Below are 19,468 nucleotides of genomic sequence, written 5' to 3' on the forward strand. Positions count from 1 at the left end.
AATAAATAGATATCATCACTTTTCTATAGTCGAGCTTAACAAACATTTTTTATGCCATACATGTATTTGTACTGCTGCATATTACTGATTGCCTCAGAGTGACTAATAGAGAGTAAAGATACTGATGATAACGTTATCAATGCTTCAAGAGCATTTAGATTCTACAGAGCCACTACCTCCGCTATCTAATCGCTCAGTAAATGGTCAAGAACGTTACTTGTTAAAAATGTTGGCAACGCTACCGGCGCTCAGCCAAGAGCAGCAAACAGAACATTTAGAGAGTCTACTGACAGTATTACGTGAATCCAATATGGATGAACAACAGCGTCTTAAATTAATGGCAACAGTCGTTGATGCCTCAGACCGACTGATTGCAGCTTTTAGGCAGCACTATATCTATGAGACAGGCGCGCTTAGTCAGGATCAGATGTCTTATATCGCTCAAATGCAATCGCTACATTATTTAATTATCATGGTTTACGACAAAGTCATACGTCGTGAGACGCAGTTGTCAGAAGCCTCCCTAAACCAATCTTCTGGTAAAGGTTGGCAGCGTTTTTTTGGTGCTGAAACTAAACCTGATAGCACGCTTGCCATTGCGATTTATCAATCACTATTAAGATACCAAAAACTATTAGCAGAAGAAGCACTGTGCTATCGAAAGCCATCAGATTACCTGTGGTCTAAAGTCAATCAGTTATATTATCTGGCTCATCAGAGAAAAGTAGCTGATATTGATTTAAGCATACATACTGTCACGAACCAAACAAACAGTATTCATCAGCTATATTGCCAAATTTGTTTGCATCACTTGTTAAATTTGCGTGCTATGAGGCGCCCGAATATCTTACTCGTACAGCGTCTATTGCCTGAATGGGCTAAACACATGGTCGCGACAATGGAGCCTGCCACCGAGACAAAGGTTTTTGTTGATCTTCATAGTAGTAATCCACCAAGCTATCTGACCGTCAACTCTCATATCAACCCCTATGAAGATCATCATGACTGTCTATTTATAGAACTGACACCGATAGTTGAGTATTTTGAGTCACGCAAAAAAGCCTTTATCGAGGAAGGTAGTACAGCAGAATATAGTCTGCTTAATGCTATTTCGATGACCATCAGCTACCGCTATTTGCAGCCGCCACTTACCTTGGCAACCAAATATACTAGCAAGCAGCAGGCAAAGTTAATCACCAATTTTAATGATATACACTACCAAGTAGGTCATTCAAAAATTTTTGCCAATTTGATCGCTATCAAAAATTTACGAGAAGAGGACAGGCCTTTATACGATACATTTGACAGCGAGCGTAGTCGCAGTAGCGTTATAAATATTGAGATATTTGACGACTATGAAAGTTCTTCAGCATATCGCAAACTGCATTTGTTGCCAAAAAATGGTAAGCCTAATGAGAAGGTTGCAGACAAAAATATTTTCAATAAAGAGAGGCTTATTGTAGAAAAACATGACTCTGACCTTTCTCTAACGGCACCGCAGCCCTTACACATAATGAGTTTAATTTTGGTCTATGGCTCTGAAAATACAGAACAACCTGATTGGTCAATAGGGGTGGTACGCTGGTTCAATGTAGATACTAAAAATCCAGAAGTGGAATGGCAAATACTCGGGCATAAAATTGTGGCATGTGGATTACGTTTGGAAGGCAGTAAAACGCGAAGTCATCATTTTGTACCGGTATTTATTCTCGGTAAAGATGAACAGCTACAGACGACTGGCACGCTAATCGTACCGCCTTTTTACTTTCAAGCTGATGATAGAGTCGTCATGCGTATTGGTAATAAACAAACCACTCTACGATTAGGACGCAGGCTAATGATGACTGATAAGTTTAGTCAATATGAGGTGGCGCAGTTATAGCGCTTAGAGGTACTTAGATGCGACAAGTATTTCAGGCCATAACGGAGAGTTTATACAGATTTTCGTCAGTAATATAGTAGGCGACAAAGGGCATAAGTTAATCTGCAGTTGGTCTAATTATTGTCTATAATGATAAATATTGTTACTCTGACTTTTATGATATCTCTAACTATAAAATAATTATCATAGTGAAAACTCAGTCTATACTGATAGGGTTAATAGAATATTAACGCTAGCATGTTTTATGTGCTAGGTTAGTTTTAGGCAAAGATGTAAAGTAACAGAATAAAAGATAACAATACGTACGACTAAAAGGCTCCTTATGCGCTCTCAATCTCTTTTAAATTTGTTGGTGATCAATGATGATCAGCTCTATGCTGAACGTCTTGTTCAGTTATTGAGTCCTTATTATGATAGTGTGAATTTGGGGTTTTTGGACGATAAAGAAGAGCTATTAAAACTTCTGCGCCAACCGTGGGATGTACTGGTATTTGGCAAAGCTTATAATATGAGCTTTACAGATGTGGTGAGCATCGTACAAGAGCAAAATATCGATCTGCCAATGATCTGTTTAATGAATGAAGAGATAGCGTCGACGGCCTACAATGAGTATGAGCTACCGACTGTGATTAGTGGCACGATGATCAAAGCGCTTGAAATGGATCAAGAGATGCCAGTCGTAATGGCCATTTGTCTACAGCATAGTAGTTTGCGCAGTCGTCGTGAGCTAAAAACTTTACGTCAAGTGCTTTCTGAAGCAGAACAACGTGCCAATGTATTGATTAAGAACTCTAAGAGCGCGGTCGCTTATATAGACGAGGGTATTCATATATTTGCTAATGATCCCTATCTCCAATTATTCGGTTTCAAATCAATGAATGAAGCGGTAGGCGTGCCTATTATTGATCTGATTTCGGGTGGTGATAGTGTCAAAGGATTTAAACAGTTTTTACGTCAGTTTGACAAAGGCAGTCGCCAAGACGTTGAGTTTAATTTTGAAAGTGTGCGGACAGATGGCAGCACTTTTGAAGCGAAACTACAATTAGCATCAGCCACGTTAGAGGGCGAGCCAGTCATTCAGATTATTATTCAGCAGAATAGTAATAATAGTGCGGAGGTTGCTAAGCGTTTAGCTGAAGCTGAACGTAAAGATAATTTAACTGGCTTAGATAATCGTCGTGGTTTTGAAGAGCAGATGATAGCAATACATCAGCAGGCGTCCCAAGGACTAATGACCGCAGCCCTGCTATATGTGCAGGTTGATAATGTAGGAAAAATAAGAAGTAGTTTAGGTCTACAAGGAATAGATGCAACGGTCAAACAAGTTGCCCACACGTTGACTGAGCTAGTACCTGATGGGCATGTAAGCCGTTTCAGCGATACTGCATTCACGATATTAGTAAAAAACAAGACGACGAATGATCTTGAAGAACTTGCTAAAAATATCGGATCCTCTATCAAGGATATGTTTATTGAATTTGATAAACGTACAACCAATACAACAGTTAGTATTGCTGTTGTCAAGATTGAAAAAAATCCTGTAGAGCCTGTCATTATATTAGAACGTGCCATGGATGCTATCAGCCAAATCATGGTAGAGACTTCTAACAGTGGTGGATCTTACCGTATATATGACCCAAGCGAACATGCCAATAGCGATGATCATGCGCTTGCTGAGTCATTAGTGGATGCCATTACTAATAACCGTTTTGATCTATCATTTCAGCCAATATACGACATCAATAACGATCGTAGCGACTTCTTTGAAGTGTATCTACGGTTACCTTTGTCAGATGCTGACAATACGGTATTAACTCCTGATCAATTTATGGCGGTGGCTAAAAAACATCAACTGTTAGAAAAGATCGATCGATGGGTGCTTATCAATGCTTGTAAGAAAATTAATGACGTCCGTAAAGTTCATCCTGAAGCCAAATTGTTAGTACAACTGACCAGTGCTTCATTAGTTGACAAAAGGTTGCCAATTGTTGCCAGCCAGTTGATAAAAGCAGTAGGCGGCGCAGCCGGTGTATTAACATTACAGTTCAATGAAATAGACATCTCTGATCATTTAACCGTCGCCAAATCTCAATTTTCTGCGCTCAATGATGTCAACTGTCAAATTGGGATTAATAATTTCGGCTCTTCTGTCAAATCTATTGAAATTGCCAATTTTGTCCAGCCTGATATGGTACGCTTGGCACGCAGCTATATCCAAGATATTAATTCGGCAGAGAATCTAGAGACGGTCAAGTCTCTTATCACACGTACTAATGATATTAAAGTCGATGTGCTCATGCCTTATATCGAAGATGCAGCAACGATGTCAGTCGCTTGGAGTGTGGGCGCGCGCTATTTGCAAGGGTATTATTTAGAAGAGCCTAGTAGCACGATAAAGGTAGCAAGTTAAAAGGCCAATACCTCATATCGTTTATGTCATGGCGATAATATTCCTTAACCAAAGATTGCTAAAAATGTCCCTTATCAGTAGATTTCAAATGAGCAGCCTTTTGGCTGCTGTTCTGTTGCTCGCAGCTTGTGATAAAACACCACCTGACCACCGTGCTCCTGTGACTCTGCCCTTATATACTGACGGCGATGCGGACAACGGCTCGATAATTTATAAAGATGCTTGCGGTCAATGTCACCAACGTAATGCGGGTCTGAATAAAAAAGGCCCACAATTAATGAATATATATGGTGCGCCGGCTGCCAAGTTAAAAGACTATACATACAGCAAAGGGCTAGAAGATTCAGGTTGGGTATGGGATGCAGAGACACTCGATCCATATATTGCAGATGCCCAAAAAGCCATGCCAGACTCCAAAATGCTGTCTGACCCGATGCCAGATGCGAAAGAGCGTGCCGATATCATTGCTTATTTATCTACGCTCCGTGCCGCTGCACCAACCGTTACAGATGATGTGAACTGACTTATCATCGTTATGACCTAAAAAATGAGCCAACAACCTACTATGACCCATGCAGCTAACGATAGATCATTATCCATCTCTCAGAGAACAGCGAATCCGCTTAGCCAGTCCATCCCTAGTACGGCTGATTTTCAACGCAATCAGCAAAAAATTGCACAGCTGTTAGCGCAATTAAATCAGATTGTATTGGACAAGCCGCAAGCAGTTAGGCTAGCACTCAGTTGTATCTTAGCAGGCGGTCATTTATTATTGCAGGACTTGCCTGGTATGGGTAAGACGACTTTGGCACAGGGCTTGGCGCAGTTGTTAGGTTTGAGCTTTAGCCGAGTGCAATTTACTAATGATATGTTGCCTGCTGATATTTTAGGTATGAGCATCTATGACCAAAGTAAACAGCAATTTGAGTTTCGTCCGGGCCCTATCTTTACTCAGTTATTACTTGCTGATGAAATCAACCGTTCCAGTCCCAAAACGCAGAGTGCGCTACTTGAAGCGATGGAGGAGCGACAAGTCACGCAAGATGGCCAGACTTATCCTTTGCCACAGCCATTCTTTGTCATTGCCACCCAAAATCCATTGCAACAAGCAGGTGTTTATCCGCTCCCAGAGTCGCAGTTAGACAGATTTTTATTATGCTTATCATTGGGTTATCCATCGCCTGCCGCAGAGCGTGAGCTGCTAAAAGGTAAAGATCGTCGCGAGCTGCTCAAAGATTTGGATACGGTGCTTGATACTGAAGCTGTACTATTGGCTCAGCAGGGTGTCAGGCAGGTTTATGTGGCAGATACTGTATTGGATTATTTGCAAAGACTGGTTGCAAAAACTCGTGCAAGCCAAGAGTATCATGGTTTATCACCTCGCGGCGTATTGTCACTACAACGTGCTGCCCAAGCGCATGCCTATGTATCGGGATATATGGAAGTGACCCCTGAAGATATCCAAGCGGTGTTTGCTGCGGTCACTGATCATCGCCTCGGTCAGCGTTTCGTACCCGCGCATGTGACTGGTGGGCAGGCAACAAAAACCATCGCCCAACGTATCCTAGCAGAAGTGTCAGTCGTTGCTTAGCAGCTGGCAGACTGTTTGACCGTATTGATTAACTGCATCGGTGAAACGTAGTTCTACACATAGTCAACGCTATATAACTTAGAGAAAATATCAAAGTCACTCAGTTTACTATTTACGGTATTTTCACCCGCTTTTCTTGTATTCAAATTGTCCTGAATCAACTGTATCGTTCTATTCGTGAGTTTGTTTGTCAGTTAGATATAAATACAAATACTGACAGCATTATTATTTAGATGGTAATAATAGGGTAGTCATGAGCTTGTTACCAAAGACATTAACCGCACCAATAAAATCAGCTCTGAGCCGCTGGTTTGCCGCGCGCGCACCTAAGAGTGACAGTGCTACGCTTAATTTGCGCAATGTCTATATTTTCTTTAGTCGTGAAGGAATGCTATTCGCCGTATTGTTAGTAATTACCTTTATCGCGGGTATCAACTATGGCAACAACTTAGTGCTTGGTTTGTGCTTTTATCTGGTCAGTATTTGGCTAATTAGTTTTCATGTTACTTTTGCTCATATATCTGGTCTGCAAGTGCGTCTGCTAGAAGTCACTATGACAGAGGCAGGTGCGCCTGTTTGGATGACGCTACAACTAAATAGTGATAGTCGTCAACCACGGCGTCAGTTGCTATTTGAATTTGAACAGTTAGCCAATAAGAAAACCAAAAATGTCACAAACGCGCAAAGTTCAGTGCTCATCACGCGATTACAAGGCGAGCAAGTCATTCGACTGCCTGTCCAGACTTACAACCGTGGTCAGCTTGAACTGCCACGGTTAAAAATAAAAACAGTTTATCCTTTAGGTATCATGCGTGCATGGTCTTACGTTTACTTTGCGCGTACAGCTTGGGTATATCCAAAACCTGAAGTTTTTGACTGGCAAGCAAAGTATGCAATCGCAAGCTTAGAGGATTTACCAACAGGTGGGCAGTATAGACAGGGTCAGGACGACTTTGCGCGATTAGATAATTATGTCGAGGGTGAGTCATTGGCTCGAGTATCTTGGGGGCATGTAGCGCGGGGACAAGGTATGCTGACCAAGCACTTCGCTGATCCAGTCGGTCATGAGCAAACGCTTGATTATGCAGATATGCCAGCTGCACATCACGAGCAAAAACTTGCACAATTGGCTTATGGGGCATTGACGCTCGGTCAGCTAGGCGTGCCGTTTCAAATGCGTTTACCTAGTGATACTCCTGCTACTGCGGAGATGGGTAACGGGGAACCCTTTGCGCAAGCATGCTTGCTAAGGCTTGCGAAAGCACCATGACCAACTCTAAGCGCTCATCTTCTGCTGATGTTGATACACTGTCCACAGAGTATTCTGCGCTCGATGCTACAAAAACGGCAAGCTTTGAGCAGTTGGCTTTAGGTCAAAAAGTCACGTTTCAACCTGAGCGAAATGACGCTAAATGGTATCGTAAGTTATTTGCACTGCCAGCTTATTATTGGGTATTAATTGCTCAAGTCGTTGTTGTGTTACCGCATGCCGCACATTTGCCATTATGGCTGATAGGATTTGCCGCCGTCAGTATCGCCGCTCAATTGCCTCATATCAAAGCTAAATTCAAAAAACTCTCACATCTAAAGCGTATTTATCAAAGTATGCAAATGCTAGGCTTTCTGCTGGGGCTATTAGGTCTGTGGCTGACCTACAGTACGGCATTTGGGCTTGATATGGGTGTGGCATTTTTGGTGTTATGCCTAGTTAGTAAGCTATGGGAGCTGTATAAGCGCCGCGATGCCTATGTCGTATTGAATTTATCATTGTTCGTGCTTGCGGCATTGTTTTTGATGGACCAAGGTTTACTGACTACTTTAGAAGTGATCGTTGGAGCAATCATTGTATTGCTAGCATTTATTGCGCTTAATGATGATAGCAATGCTAGCGGTGATGGACGCTTGCGGACATTAGGTGTGTTAGGGGTTGGCGCGTTGCCATTATTGGTGGTGCTATTTTTGTTTTTTCCGAGACTGCCGCCACTGTGGTCCGTACAGCTCTCAGGTCAGCAAGCAACTACAGGTGTCTCTGATAGCATGTCCCCTGGTGATTTTGCCAATTTAGGACAGTCGACTGAGCTAGCCTTTCGGGTAGAGTTTACTGATGAGCGTCCGCCGCAACAGCAGTTGTATTGGCGCGGTTTGGTATTTAGTGATTTCGATGGGGTTACATGGCGACCAGCCTCTCGAAGGGATCAATGGTCGTCGAGATTGCAAGCACCTGCATGGATTCAAAATGCCTTTTCTACTGTCCCTGATGAATCAAGGGCGGCACCTGTCAATTACAAGGTTATCTTAGAACCCACTCAGCAAAACTGGCTATTTGGTCTTGATTATCCGTTCTCTGAGCAGCCAGATATCAATACTACCTCTGAATTTACCTTATCAAAGGATCAACCTGTTACGCAGCAACTTCGCTATGATGTATTGCAGTTTGCACAGATGCGTATTGATCCGGTTCTAACAGAGGCATCAAGACGTGAGAACCTTGCCTTGCCTAATGAAGGTAATCCACAAGCACGCGCGCTTGCTAAGCAGTTATTTGAGCAGTCAGGTTCAGACCCTGTGCGCTACATAGCGGCTATCGAGCAATGGATCAATCGAACCGAGTTTCGCTATACGCTGTCGCCACCACGGCTCAATACCAATCGGGTTGACGAGTTTTTATTTGAAACCAAAGCAGGGTTCTGTGAGCATTATTCGTCAAGCTTTACCTTTATGCTACGCGCCGCTGGTATTCCTGCACGAGTAGTAGCGGGCTATCAAGGCGGTGAGCCGAGTCGCAATGGCAACGTATGGGAAGTGCGGCAAATGGATGCGCACGCATGGACTGAGGTTTGGCTTGAGGGCCAAGGCTGGGTACGTGTGGATCCGACAGCCTTTGTGGCACCTGAGCGAGTAGAGCAAGGCATGAATACGATGACCGAGCAGCAAGGGGCAGCTATGTTTGGCAATGGTGCCAGTGCACAAATCAGCTATCAGCAGTATCAGATGCTACAAATGCTACGCCGACTATCAGACCAAGCGAGCTACTACTGGCAAAAAGACGTAGTCGGCTATGATCAAGACAAACAGGCCGACTCGCTACTCAAATGGTTCAATATCAGCTCAATCATGCAGCAAGTCGTTTGGTTAGCCACCAGTGCGGTTTCCGTTATGGCTATCTTAGTATTTGTCATTTGGTATCGCCGCCGCAAACGTTGGCATCCAGCAGACTTACCTCTTGCTCAGCTCTCAAAACGTGTTGCCAAACATGATAAATTATTAGCTCGCAATGATAACGAAGGGCAGCTAGCTTGGCTGGAACGTTTGGCATCGGCTACTGATAGCCGTCAGGGTGACAATGCTCATTCTGCTACGAGTCAGCTAACAGATAGTAGCGACCCAATCGTTATTCAAACAAAGCTTATTGAAATTAGACAAAACTACCGTCAGTTACGCTATGGACGACTGAGTACATTTGATAGCAGTCATAGCGAGTATCAAGAACGACTCAAACAACTTAAAAAAGATGTGCGCGCATTGTTATAGAGGTTTTTGGTGATAGTGCTATTAAGTTGCTAAGGTGTTTTGAGCTAATTAAAAAATAGATAAGCGAATTAGTGAATAAGTAGAGAGGCGGTTATATGGCGATATATGTAGATTTTGTGCAGATAAAATTCAAAGGCCATAAGTGGTGTCATATGCTGGCGGATAGCTTGCAAGAGCTGCATGATTTTGCGGCATTTATTGATGTGGATGCGCGTCTATTTCATCGTAATGCCAGCTATCCTCATTATGATATCACGGTTCAAATGCGTGAAATCGCTATTGCACAAGGTGCTATTCCTGCCGATAGAAAAAAGATTATCGAGTGCGCAAAGAAATTAAAAGTAGAGCTGAATGACCAGATAGAGCAATCTAGTCATTCTTGATATGAAAGCTTTTTAAGTAAATAAGTAATACTTCCGTAGCACATTTCACTTATTTACTCGAATGTATATTTATTCAACTATATCGATCGCATTATTTTGCTATTGCTGCAGTACTGATAGCGTTAAGTGCTTTTGAGATATTAGCAATCTCGGTATCGCAACCTTTGATATTGTGACGTGTCTTGAGGTAGTCAGGGTTGTTGTATGACAGCCATACTTTTTTATCGGCATCTTCGCTAATTAAGATTTTTTGCGGCAAATCAATGGCAACAGTTTGCTCACAGTTCATTAATGGCGTACCCGCTTTAGGGTTACCAAACATAACGACTTGCGTTGGTCTCAATGATAAGTCGGCACTCTGTGCATTTTTCTGATGGTCGACTCGTGCAAATACTTTCATACCCTTGCTTTCGATCACTGAGACCAGCTTGTCTGCGGTATCTTTGACGGAGTGATTGCTTTGCATAGTTACTAAGCCTTTTTCGGCATTGATAGAGGTAGTAGTGTCTGTCATAGCACCAGTGCTCTTGGTTTTATCTAGCAGCGTATCGATACTGGCACAAGAGGAAACGGCCACTGCTAGTGCAGCGATAGAGACGATTTTAATCATAATGATACCTTTAAGTTGTCTGTAGTATGGTCAGTCCTAACTATAATGAGCAACATCGAATATTCATTGTGCGCAATCAGGTTTGTGATTGCAATACGTCTTAACAGAACGTTAAACCAAATGTTCTGCCAAATAATCTACGAGCAGTCTAATCTTTGGTGATAAATGACGGTTATGTGGATAAATGGCCCAAATGCTTTCTTCGGGCTCTCTATAGTCATCAAGTAAACTGACCAACTCGCCGGACGCTAAATACTTTTGTACATAATAATCAGGCAGCTGTACGATACCCAGCCCTTTTAGTGCAGCATCGACCAGACTATAGCCGCTGTTATATTGCACCGTACCAGAGACACGCAGGTTTCTTTCTACGCTCGTTTGTTGGTTATCCGTCTTACCATGAGTATGACTGTTCTCTTTTATCTTAGCAGTATCTATAAAATGCCAGTAATCACGAGTACCTAGTAGACAATTATGTTGACTTAAATCACTTAGATGGTGTGGTATGCCATGTTTTCTCAGATAAGAGGGAGCAGCGCAGACAAAATTAGTACGCAGGCTAAGTTTCTTTGCCATCATCGTCGAGTCATGCAATTTGCCAATACGAATGGCCAAATCATAACCCCCTTCAATCAAATCAATTTTCTGATTACTCAAAAAGGCAGTCACTTCGATATCGTGATACTGCATCATAAAATCATTGATGAGTGGTAATAACTGCTGCTCACCATAAGTAACGGGCGCTGTTAGTTTTATCCTGCCTTGGGGCTTTGATTGTAAGTTGCTTACGGCTTGCTCAGCGGCATCCAAACCGTCGAGCACACTGCGGCAGTGCTGATAAAATACACGTCCTTCTTCGGTCAGTGAGACCTTGCGTGTGGTTCGATATAGCAGCTTTATACTTAAGCGTTTCTCTAACGCGCTGATCTGACGGCTGACTTGTGCAGTCGAGATACCTAGCTCTTTTGCACCACGTGTAAAGCTCTCATATTCTGCGACATAGACAAACTCACTAATTCCTTCCCAGCGCATGATTATTACCAATATGTAAAAGATATTTGCAAATATAGCATATTGTTATCCGCTCAGAAATAAATATAATGGTTAGTATTAATGTAAATAGATGGTGTTTTACTGTCATCGATGCTTGCCTATAGAAGGCAGGCAAGATAAGCTCAGCCTATCTTTATTTGTTTTAACTGTAGATATAGTGACCGCTAAAATCCATAAGATGGGTTAGCAAACTTTTAAAACTGCTTGTACTTATAACGCAACTGTCATGTCATCACCCATAAATAACAATCAATTAAAAAGAGAGATTTTTATGTCAGATAAATTTATCAAATCAAAAGCCGCCATCGCTTGGGGTCCAAAGCAGCCATTATCTATTGAAGAAGTGGACGTCATGCTACCGCGCAAAGGCGAAGTATTGGTAAAAATCGTCGCCAGTGGTGTCTGTCACACAGATGCTTTTACCTTATCTGGTGAAGACCCAGAAGGCGTATTCCCTGCGATTTTGGGTCATGAAGGTGGCGGTATCGTTGAGCAAGTTGGCGAAGGCGTGACCAGCGTTCAGGTCGGTGACCATGTCATTCCGTTATACACGGCAGAGTGCGGCGTCTGTAAAATGTGCCGCTCAGGCAAAACCAATCTTTGCTCGGCAGTACGCGAGACTCAAGGCAAAGGCTTGATGCCAGATGGCACGACGCGTTTTTACAAAGACGGCGAACCTATCTACCATTATATGGGTTGCTCGACTTTCTCTGAGTACACGGTTTTACCAGAGATTTCTTTGGCTAAAGTCAATAAAGAAGCGCCACTAGAAGAAGTTTGCTTGCTTGGTTGCGGTGTGACCACGGGCATGGGCGCGGTCATGAATACGGCTAAAGTCGAAGAGGGCGCTACCGTTGCTATCTTTGGTCTAGGCGGCATTGGACTATCCGCAGTCATCGGTGCGGCGATGGCAAAAGCCAGCCGTATCATTGTGATTGATATTAACGAGAGCAAGTTTGAGTTAGCCAAAAAGCTAGGGGCAACTGACTGCATCAATCCGAAAGATTACGACAAACCAATTCAAGAAGTGATCGTTGAGCTAACCGATGGCGGCGTTGATTATTCGTTTGAATGTATCGGTAATGTCGATGTTATGCGCTCAGCATTAGAGTGCTGCCACAAAGGTTGGGGCGAGTCAGTCATCATTGGTGTCGCTGGTGCTGGACAAGAAATCTCAACCCGTCCATTCCAGTTAGTGACTGGTCGAGTCTGGAAGGGCTCAGCATTTGGCGGTGTAAAAGGTCGCACAGAACTACCAGGTTATGTCGAGCGTTATCTAGCGGGCGAGATTCCTTTACAAGACTTCATCACTCATACGATGCCAATAGAAGACGTCAACGAAGCGTTTGATTTGATGCACAAAGGCGAAAGTATCCGTACGGTTGTACATTTCTCAGAGTAATTAATGACAGCAGCAACGAGGTTATTGTCTTAGAAATACTTTATTAAAAATAAAAAGGCTGCTTCAATATTGAGGCAGCCTTTTTTTAATGTTATTTGCAGACATAGCTTAAAGGTTAAATGTATCAAGCATTCTTTTTGCTAATGATTAGATCCGCTAGTGTCGATAAATCTGATGCGATCAAATCAGGAACTGGTACATTGGGCGCGTTTAGCATCGCATTATAGGGACGGGTCAAAAACGCACTGCGACAACCTGCCGCTTGTGCACCTATAGTATCCCAGAGGTGACAAGCGACAAGGCACAAATCTGACATATCAACGGCTAGCGTATCAGCCACCAGTTGATAAGTATCAGGTGTTGGCTTGAATTTGCCAACAGTCTCAACGCTGAAATGTCGTTCGAAGAACTGGCTTAGTCCTGCTTTTTCAAGCGGGGTCGGGGAAGCGCTATTTACTGAGTTGGTCAACGTTACCAGTCGAAACCCTGCCTCACGCAGCTTGGTTAATGCTGGTACTACATCAGGGTGAGCAGGCATTTTGCTCATACGCTCTTTTAATTCATCGATATCGTCATCTGTTAACACGATTTTATGGATAGCCGCCGTCATCTGTAATGCACCAATACCAAGCTCACCAAAAGGCGTATAAAGGCCGGATAACGTCATAGTTTGCGAGTACAGGACCAGCTGAGCGAACCATTCTCGCAGCACTCTTTGCTTACCAAAGACGCGCGTGAATAAAGGCGTTAGCGTGTCGATATCGAGCAATGTTTCGTTGACGTCGAACACAATAATCGAGGGAAAGCGTTCAGAAGACATACAGTATCCTTTTATAGAGTGACATTTTTATAACGTCGTATGGTTTACTCAGTCATGTTGGCCAATTGCTCTAAGATACTGATGTAGTTCTCGACCCCTTGCGCACCGCTGACCAGATGCCGCTCATTAAAGATAATCGCTGGTACACTTTGGATGCCTTGCTGTTGCCAATGCTGCTCTTCTGCTCGTACTTCTTTTGCAAAGAATTGACCTTCCAACACTGCTAATGACTCACTACGATCAAGCCCAGTCTCTGCTGCAATATCGGCAAGCACATTAATATCTGAGATGTCTCTGTTATTGGTGAAATGTGCGGCAAATAAGGCTTGCTTTAACTCATGCATGCGGCCTTGTTGATCAGCGAAATGTAGCAGCTGATGCAAGTTAAAGGTGTTGTGCATACGTGTGTCATCATTGAAGTTAAATTCAAAGCCAACTTCCTGTCCAGCTTCAGTCATTCTGACTCGACTAGCATCTGACTCTTGCTTAGTCGAGCCATACTTCTCGATGATGTGCTCACGTAGGTTTTGCCCTTCGCTTGGCATATTTGGGTTTAGCTCAAACGGATGCCAGTGGATAGTGTGAGCGGTATTAGTCTGCTCAAGCGCTGCTGCCAATTGGCGATACCCGATGACGCACCAAGGGCAGACGACGTCTGAGACGATATCTATTCGGAGTGGTTTTTCTGATGTGCTCATATTTCCTCGCGGGTATTATTATGTATGTTTTATTTGGGATGTATAGATAGTGGCATATCAGTTGGAATCAAGCAGATATACCTAGTTATCAGACAACTATAGCTAGTTACCATGTATCAAGTCAGTTCATACTAAGAGAATGACTAAGTGATTACAATGTAGTCTGCGCAGTCGGCGTCGCCAATTCGGTAGCGTAATTGTAACCATTACTAATAAGAAAGTAGGCGTTTTTGCAATACGCTGACTCAGTCATAACAAAACCTACGAATACTTAACCAAGCAAGCATAGTTATAAAATAGCTTTTTATTTAAAGTGGCTTCGTTGAAACCATACTCCAAGAGATAACAGTCAAAAAGACGAAAATTTAAAAAGTAAGAATCGAAGAAAACATAAAAAATCAGTATCAATAATCAATGTTAGGTATTGACGGATTGTTGATGGAAGGGGTGGGTCTAAGGGTACTGAATGAATAATTCGATTTACGTAAAAAGGGCTATACAGCCGGTGCAATTATCCCACTTGGCTATCGTCATGAAGATGGCTTTAACACAGGGCCGCCCGAGTCTCGCTTTAACAAAGAGGTGATCATTGTTTAGGCATTGTCACACTATAAGAAAAAGAGAGAAATATTCAATAAGCATAACCTATCTTCAACATGTTTTAGGGTATGTACAACTCCTCCATAGAGGATTGTTTATAGCATAGTTTTATATGAAAAAAATAAAAGTACATTGGAACGAAAATAGTTTTCAATAAAGTAGCAGTCGTTAGCAGGACTAATACCCTAATGCGATTTTAGATTAGAAACTACACTGGAATCCCTACAAAGTAAAAACAAAACAACTGTTTTCATACGTCATAATAAATTTATTGACGCTGTCATTTTGAAGCGTATTTCACCATTCCATTATATTCATCTGCCAGCGAGAAGCCAGCATGTCTACTTTGACCTTAACAATCAATAAGCAAGATTATCAGCTCGAGAATCTTGACGCCCGTACGACACTGCTCGACGTCTGTCGTCAGCACCTACAAATTACTGGACCCAAAAAAGGCTGCGACCATGGTCAATGTGGGGCATGTACCATGCTCATCAATGGACGACGGGTTAACTCTTGTCTGACACTCGCCGTTATGCATGATGGTGATGACATCACAACGATCGAAGGTATTGGAATGCCAGAGTCACTATCGGCATTGCAGCAAGCGTTTAAAGACAATGACGCGTTTCAATGCGGGTATTGCACGCCCGGTCAGATTTGCTCAGCGACAGCGTTGATAGAGGAAGTAAAGCAAAACTGGCCAAGCCATGTCAGCACAGACTTAAAAAATCCTGATGGTTTCCTTGTACAAGAAATCGCTGAGCGCATGAGCGGTAACATCTGTCGTTGTTCTGCTTATCCGAATATTATCAAAGCCATCTCGCAAGTGCTTGAGAGTCAGGTATTAGAATCTAGTATTCAACCAACAGACAACGCAGTGCAAAACTCGAGTGTCACAGGTATCTGGTCGCCACCACCGAGCGAGGCGCAACTCGGCAAAGCCTCAGCAAATAATAAGACAGCAACTGCTACGACAGGAGGCCGCTCATGAAACGCTTTGAATATAGTCGTGCCGATGCACCAGAGCAAGCCGCAATATCTGCCCATGCCAAAGATGCTTCTTTTATCGCAGGTGGTACTAACTTATTAGACTTAATGAAGCTAGAGATTGAGACGCCAATTAAATTGGTTGATATTACCCGTTTAGCGTTAGAACAGGTCGAAACCACTACCGATGGTGGTTTGCGTATCGGTACGCTTGTGACCAACAGCGATTTGGCAGCGCATCCTGAAGTTATTGCCAATTATCCCGTATTATCCCGAGCGATTTTGGCAGGAGCGACTGGCCAGCTGCGTAATAAAGCAACGACTGGCGGTAATTTCTTACAGCGCACCCGTTGTTATTATTTTTATCAGACAGACAGCGCCTGCAACAAGCGTGAACCGGGAACAGGTTGTCCAGCTATCAATGGCGAGAACCGTACGCTAGCTATTTTGGGCACGAGCGATGCCTGTATTGCTCAGCATCCATCTGATATGGCGGTAGCAATGCGCTTGCTTGATGCCACTATCGAGACAGTTAAAGCGGATGGATCGACTCGTTCTATCAATGTGAAGGATTTTTATTGCTTACCAAAAGACACGCCGCATATTGAAAACGTATTAGAGGCAGGTGAGCTGATTACTCACGTTGTATTACCTGCACCTGTCAAAGGTATGCATACTTATGACAAAGTGCGAGATCGCGCCTCTTATGCGTTTGCGCTCGTGTCCTGTGCCGCAGTGATAGACGCTGATGATAACGGTAATCTGAAAACGGTGCGATTGGCATTTGGTGGTATCGGTACTGAGCCATGGCGTAACGAAGCGGTGGAGGCACTGTTGACGGATACTGATGGCAATAATGACGTTATCGCGCAAGCTGCCGATCTGTTATTGAATGATGCCAAAGGTAATGGTCAAAACGACTTTAAGATACCGTTGACGCGTCGCCTACTAAAACAAGTCATTCAGCGCGCACTAGCGGGCGAGGGAGCATAATCATGGCACTATTAGAATCAATCACCCAGTCAGAACCAACCAAAAAACTGACCATGGATGAGCCTGTTGAGTCTTTGTTTAGCACAACAGCAAGCAAGCTAGTCGGTAAGCCAATCAACCGTGTTGATGGTTCCCTAAAGGTTAGCGGTCAAGCGAAATACAGTGCCGAAATATACTTGGACAATCAAGCCTATGGTGTATTGGTAGGCGCGACCATTGCTAAAGGTCAAGTTGAGAGTATCGATAGTGACTCTCTAAAAGGCATTCCTAATATTATTAAAGTCGTGACCGATCCTGAGCACTTTTTGCGTAACTCTCAACAAGGGACAAAAACTAAAGCACCCAAGCAAGGGGTTAGCGAGATTTTTTATCATGGTCAGCCTATTGCTGTCGTGGTTGCTGAGACTTTTGAGGCGGCAAGAGAAGGCGCTAAAGCGCTGAAAGTGACTTATAAGGATGAGACTGACCAAGCGGCACTGAACTTTACCCAAGAGCTCTCTAACGCACATGCGGTAGATGAAGAAAAAGGCTCTGATAAAAATAATGTCCAAGGCGATCCAGACCAAGGCTTAGCTGATGCGGCAGTGACCGTTGATCGCTTTTATCATACCCCAAGTCAAAGCAACTCTCCGATGGAGCCCCATACAACGTTGGCTCATTGGGAAGGCGATAAGCTCGTTCTGTATACTTCCAATCAGATGATCGCTTCTTGCAAACAGCAAGTCATGGATGCTCTGGACCTAAATAAAGATCAAGTACAACTGATCGCACACTATGTGGGTGGTGGGTTCGGTAGCAAGCTCGGTATTGCTCCTGAATCTATTGCAGCGGCGATTGCTGCGAAAGATCTGGGTCGTCCTGTGCTAATCACGATGACGCGTTCACAAGTGATGGAAGCAACGGTCAGACGCTCAAACACGCGTCAGCGTATCGCTATTGGTTGTAATAAAGAAGGTATTATCAACACATTTATTCATGATACTACGACCAGTAATTTGCCAGGAGAAGCTTTTTTTGAGCCAACTGCATTATCTACCCATTATCTATACCGTGGTGAAAACCGCCGTGTACATTATCAGATGGTAGATATGAATCAAGTATTATCAGGCTCGATGCGTGCGCCGGGTGAGGCGGTGGGTTTGATTGCGGTTGAATGTGCCATGGACGAGCTAGCCTCACAGCTGGACATTGATCCAATCGAGCTGCGCCGCCGTAATGAGCCTGAAGAGGACCCTACCGAAGAGATTCCTTTCTCCACCCGTCAGCTAGTCGCTTGTATGGAGAAGGGCGCTGAACAGTTTGGTTGGGATAAGCATAATCCCAAGCCTGCCAGTCAATTAGAAGGTGACTGGTGGATAGGTACAGGCATGGCGGCGGCTGCCCGTGGTAACCAATTACAGCCATCTGAAGCACGTGCAACCTTACAGGTAGATGAGTCAAAAGCACTTGGTATCAAAGCAGTTATCGAGACAGACATGACAGACATCGGTACAGGGTCTTATACGGTGTTTTCTCAGGTAGCGGCAGACCTGTTAGGACTGCCTATCGACCATGTTGAGATGAAACTAGGTGACAGTGCATTGCCACCAGCATCAGGCTCAGGTGGCAGTTGGGGTGCTGCGAGTGCGGGTAGTGGTGTCTATCTTGCTTGTGAGCAGCTGCGTGAAATGCTAGCAGCAAAAGTCGGTCTATATCCTGATACGATTCAGCTAGACAATGGTCAAATTAAGCAAGTAGGCAAGCACGATCTGACTGCAGTAGAGACAGCCAAAGAGAGTGGTCAAGCGTTCGCTGATAGCACTATTGATAAAATATCTGAAACCACAGGAATTTCTTTTTCAGAGAATGTATTAGAAGAACAGTCAGTATCAGAAAAATATGATTTTGACAATACAGAATCATATGCGCTTGCTGACGTGATCGCAGGCTATGAGGAGCAAAAAGTCAGTGCCAAAGGACAGATAAAGCCAGGTAAAAATGGTAAGAAGTATCGTCAGTCTTCTTTTGGTGCAAACTTTGCTGAAGTAGCTGTGCATAAAGTTACTGGTGAGATTCGAGTAAAACGCATGACAGGCGCATTTGCTGCAGGTCGTATTCTTAACCATAAAACAGCGACTTCGCAATGCTATGGCGGCATGGTATTCGGTATTGGTTCAGCATTGATGGAAGAGGTCATCCATGATAAACGTGACGGTCGCTTATGTAACCATGATCTCGCTGAATATCATGTGCCAGTCAATGCAGATGTACCGCAGTTAGATGTGATATTGGTCGAAGAGGATGATCCTTATACCAACCCGATGCATATCAAAGGTATTGGTGAGACGGCTATTGCCGGTGCTGCCGCTGCGATTGCTAACGCTGTCTACAATGCCGTCGGCGTACGTGTTTATGATTTTCCGATTACTCTCGATAAGCTGCTTTACGAGATGCCAGAGTAAATTTTTAAGCCATATGTACGACAGGAACCCGCTTAATGAGCGGGTTTTTATAACTCAATCAGCA

Annotated in this window: 15 protein-coding genes; 11 read left to right on the plus strand and 4 right to left on the minus strand. The window is 43.6% G+C overall.

The features are described 5' to 3' along the window. Positions 1–124 precede the first annotated feature (124 nt). From HCZ91_RS01945 to HCZ91_RS01975, 7 genes are all read left to right on the plus strand, one after another. Positions 125–1,882: a hypothetical protein gene (locus tag HCZ91_RS01945; RefSeq protein WP_179797717.1), complete on the plus strand. Its 1,758-nt coding sequence runs from the start codon at positions 125–127 to the stop codon at positions 1,880–1,882. 322 nt (positions 1,883–2,204) lie between these two features. Next, entirely contained in the window at positions 2,205–4,292 is a 2,088-nt protein-coding gene (locus HCZ91_RS01950) for a GGDEF domain-containing phosphodiesterase (protein ID WP_179797719.1), read from the plus strand. Positions 4,293–4,380: 88 nt separating this feature from the next. Beyond that, a complete protein-coding gene (locus HCZ91_RS01955) occupies positions 4,381–4,815 on the plus strand; it encodes a c-type cytochrome (protein ID WP_257019938.1) in 435 nt (144 codons plus the stop codon). Between the two features lie 24 nt (positions 4,816–4,839). Next, a complete protein-coding gene (locus HCZ91_RS01960; protein WP_257019939.1) occupies positions 4,840–5,883 on the plus strand; it encodes a MoxR family ATPase in 1,044 nt (347 codons plus the stop codon). Between the two features lie 253 nt (positions 5,884–6,136). Then, positions 6,137–7,153 (plus strand): DUF58 domain-containing protein, encoded by a 1,017-nt coding sequence (locus tag HCZ91_RS01965; RefSeq protein WP_179797723.1) that lies wholly within the window; start codon positions 6,137–6,139, stop codon positions 7,151–7,153. Next, positions 7,150–9,414: a DUF3488 and transglutaminase-like domain-containing protein gene (locus HCZ91_RS01970; RefSeq protein WP_179797725.1), complete on the plus strand. Its 2,265-nt coding sequence runs from the start codon at positions 7,150–7,152 to the stop codon at positions 9,412–9,414. Before HCZ91_RS01965 ends, HCZ91_RS01970 begins: the two co-directional genes overlap by 4 nt. Positions 9,415–9,509: 95 nt before the next feature. Beyond that, positions 9,510–9,797: a DUF4031 domain-containing protein gene (locus HCZ91_RS01975; protein WP_057761296.1), complete on the plus strand. Its 288-nt coding sequence runs from the start codon at positions 9,510–9,512 to the stop codon at positions 9,795–9,797. 91 nt (positions 9,798–9,888) lie between these two features. Here HCZ91_RS01975 and HCZ91_RS01980 read toward each other — a convergent pair whose 3' ends face one another. Both HCZ91_RS01980 and HCZ91_RS01985 read right to left on the minus strand, forming a co-directional pair. After that, positions 9,889–10,407 carry a DUF302 domain-containing protein gene (locus HCZ91_RS01980; protein WP_179797727.1) on the minus strand — a complete coding sequence of 173 codons (519 nt, stop codon included), beginning with the start codon at positions 10,405–10,407 and terminating at the stop codon, positions 9,889–9,891. A gap of 111 nt (positions 10,408–10,518) precedes the next feature. Then, positions 10,519–11,439 carry a LysR family transcriptional regulator gene (locus HCZ91_RS01985; RefSeq protein ID WP_179797729.1) on the minus strand — a complete coding sequence of 307 codons (921 nt, stop codon included), beginning with the start codon at positions 11,437–11,439 and terminating at the stop codon, positions 10,519–10,521. Between the two features lie 292 nt (positions 11,440–11,731). Here HCZ91_RS01985 and HCZ91_RS01990 point away from each other — a divergent pair, with 292 nt between their 5' ends. Beyond that, positions 11,732–12,862 carry an S-(hydroxymethyl)glutathione dehydrogenase/class III alcohol dehydrogenase gene (locus tag HCZ91_RS01990; RefSeq protein WP_102093853.1) on the plus strand — a complete coding sequence of 377 codons (1,131 nt, stop codon included), beginning with the start codon at positions 11,732–11,734 and terminating at the stop codon, positions 12,860–12,862. Between the two features lie 124 nt (positions 12,863–12,986). Here HCZ91_RS01990 and HCZ91_RS01995 read toward each other — a convergent pair whose 3' ends face one another. Then, positions 12,987–13,682: a haloacid dehalogenase type II gene (locus HCZ91_RS01995; protein WP_179797731.1), complete on the minus strand. Its 696-nt coding sequence runs from the start codon at positions 13,680–13,682 to the stop codon at positions 12,987–12,989. 44 nt (positions 13,683–13,726) lie between these two features. Then, on the minus strand, positions 13,727–14,380 hold the full coding sequence (locus HCZ91_RS02000; protein WP_057761286.1) for a DsbA family oxidoreductase: 654 nt from the start codon (positions 14,378–14,380) through the stop codon (positions 13,727–13,729). 937 nt (positions 14,381–15,317) lie between these two features. Here HCZ91_RS02000 and HCZ91_RS02005 point away from each other — a divergent pair. The 3 genes from HCZ91_RS02005 to HCZ91_RS02015 are packed head-to-tail and all read left to right on the plus strand — an operon-like array spanning position 15,318 to position 19,404. Further along, on the plus strand, positions 15,318–15,974 hold the full coding sequence (locus HCZ91_RS02005) for a 2Fe-2S iron-sulfur cluster-binding protein (protein ID WP_179797733.1): 657 nt from the start codon (positions 15,318–15,320) through the stop codon (positions 15,972–15,974). Continuing rightward, positions 15,971–16,963, plus strand: a complete 993-nt coding sequence (locus HCZ91_RS02010) for a xanthine dehydrogenase family protein subunit M (protein ID WP_179797736.1) — start codon at positions 15,971–15,973, stop codon at positions 16,961–16,963. Before HCZ91_RS02005 ends, HCZ91_RS02010 begins: the two co-directional genes overlap by 4 nt. A 2-nt stretch (positions 16,964–16,965) precedes the next feature. Next, positions 16,966–19,404, plus strand: a complete 2,439-nt coding sequence (locus tag HCZ91_RS02015; protein ID WP_179797738.1) for a xanthine dehydrogenase family protein molybdopterin-binding subunit — start codon at positions 16,966–16,968, stop codon at positions 19,402–19,404. Positions 19,405–19,468: the final 64 nt, after the last annotated feature.

Source organism: Psychrobacter sp. BI730 (assembly GCF_013414195.1).
Lineage (GTDB): Bacteria > Pseudomonadota > Gammaproteobacteria > Pseudomonadales > Moraxellaceae > Psychrobacter.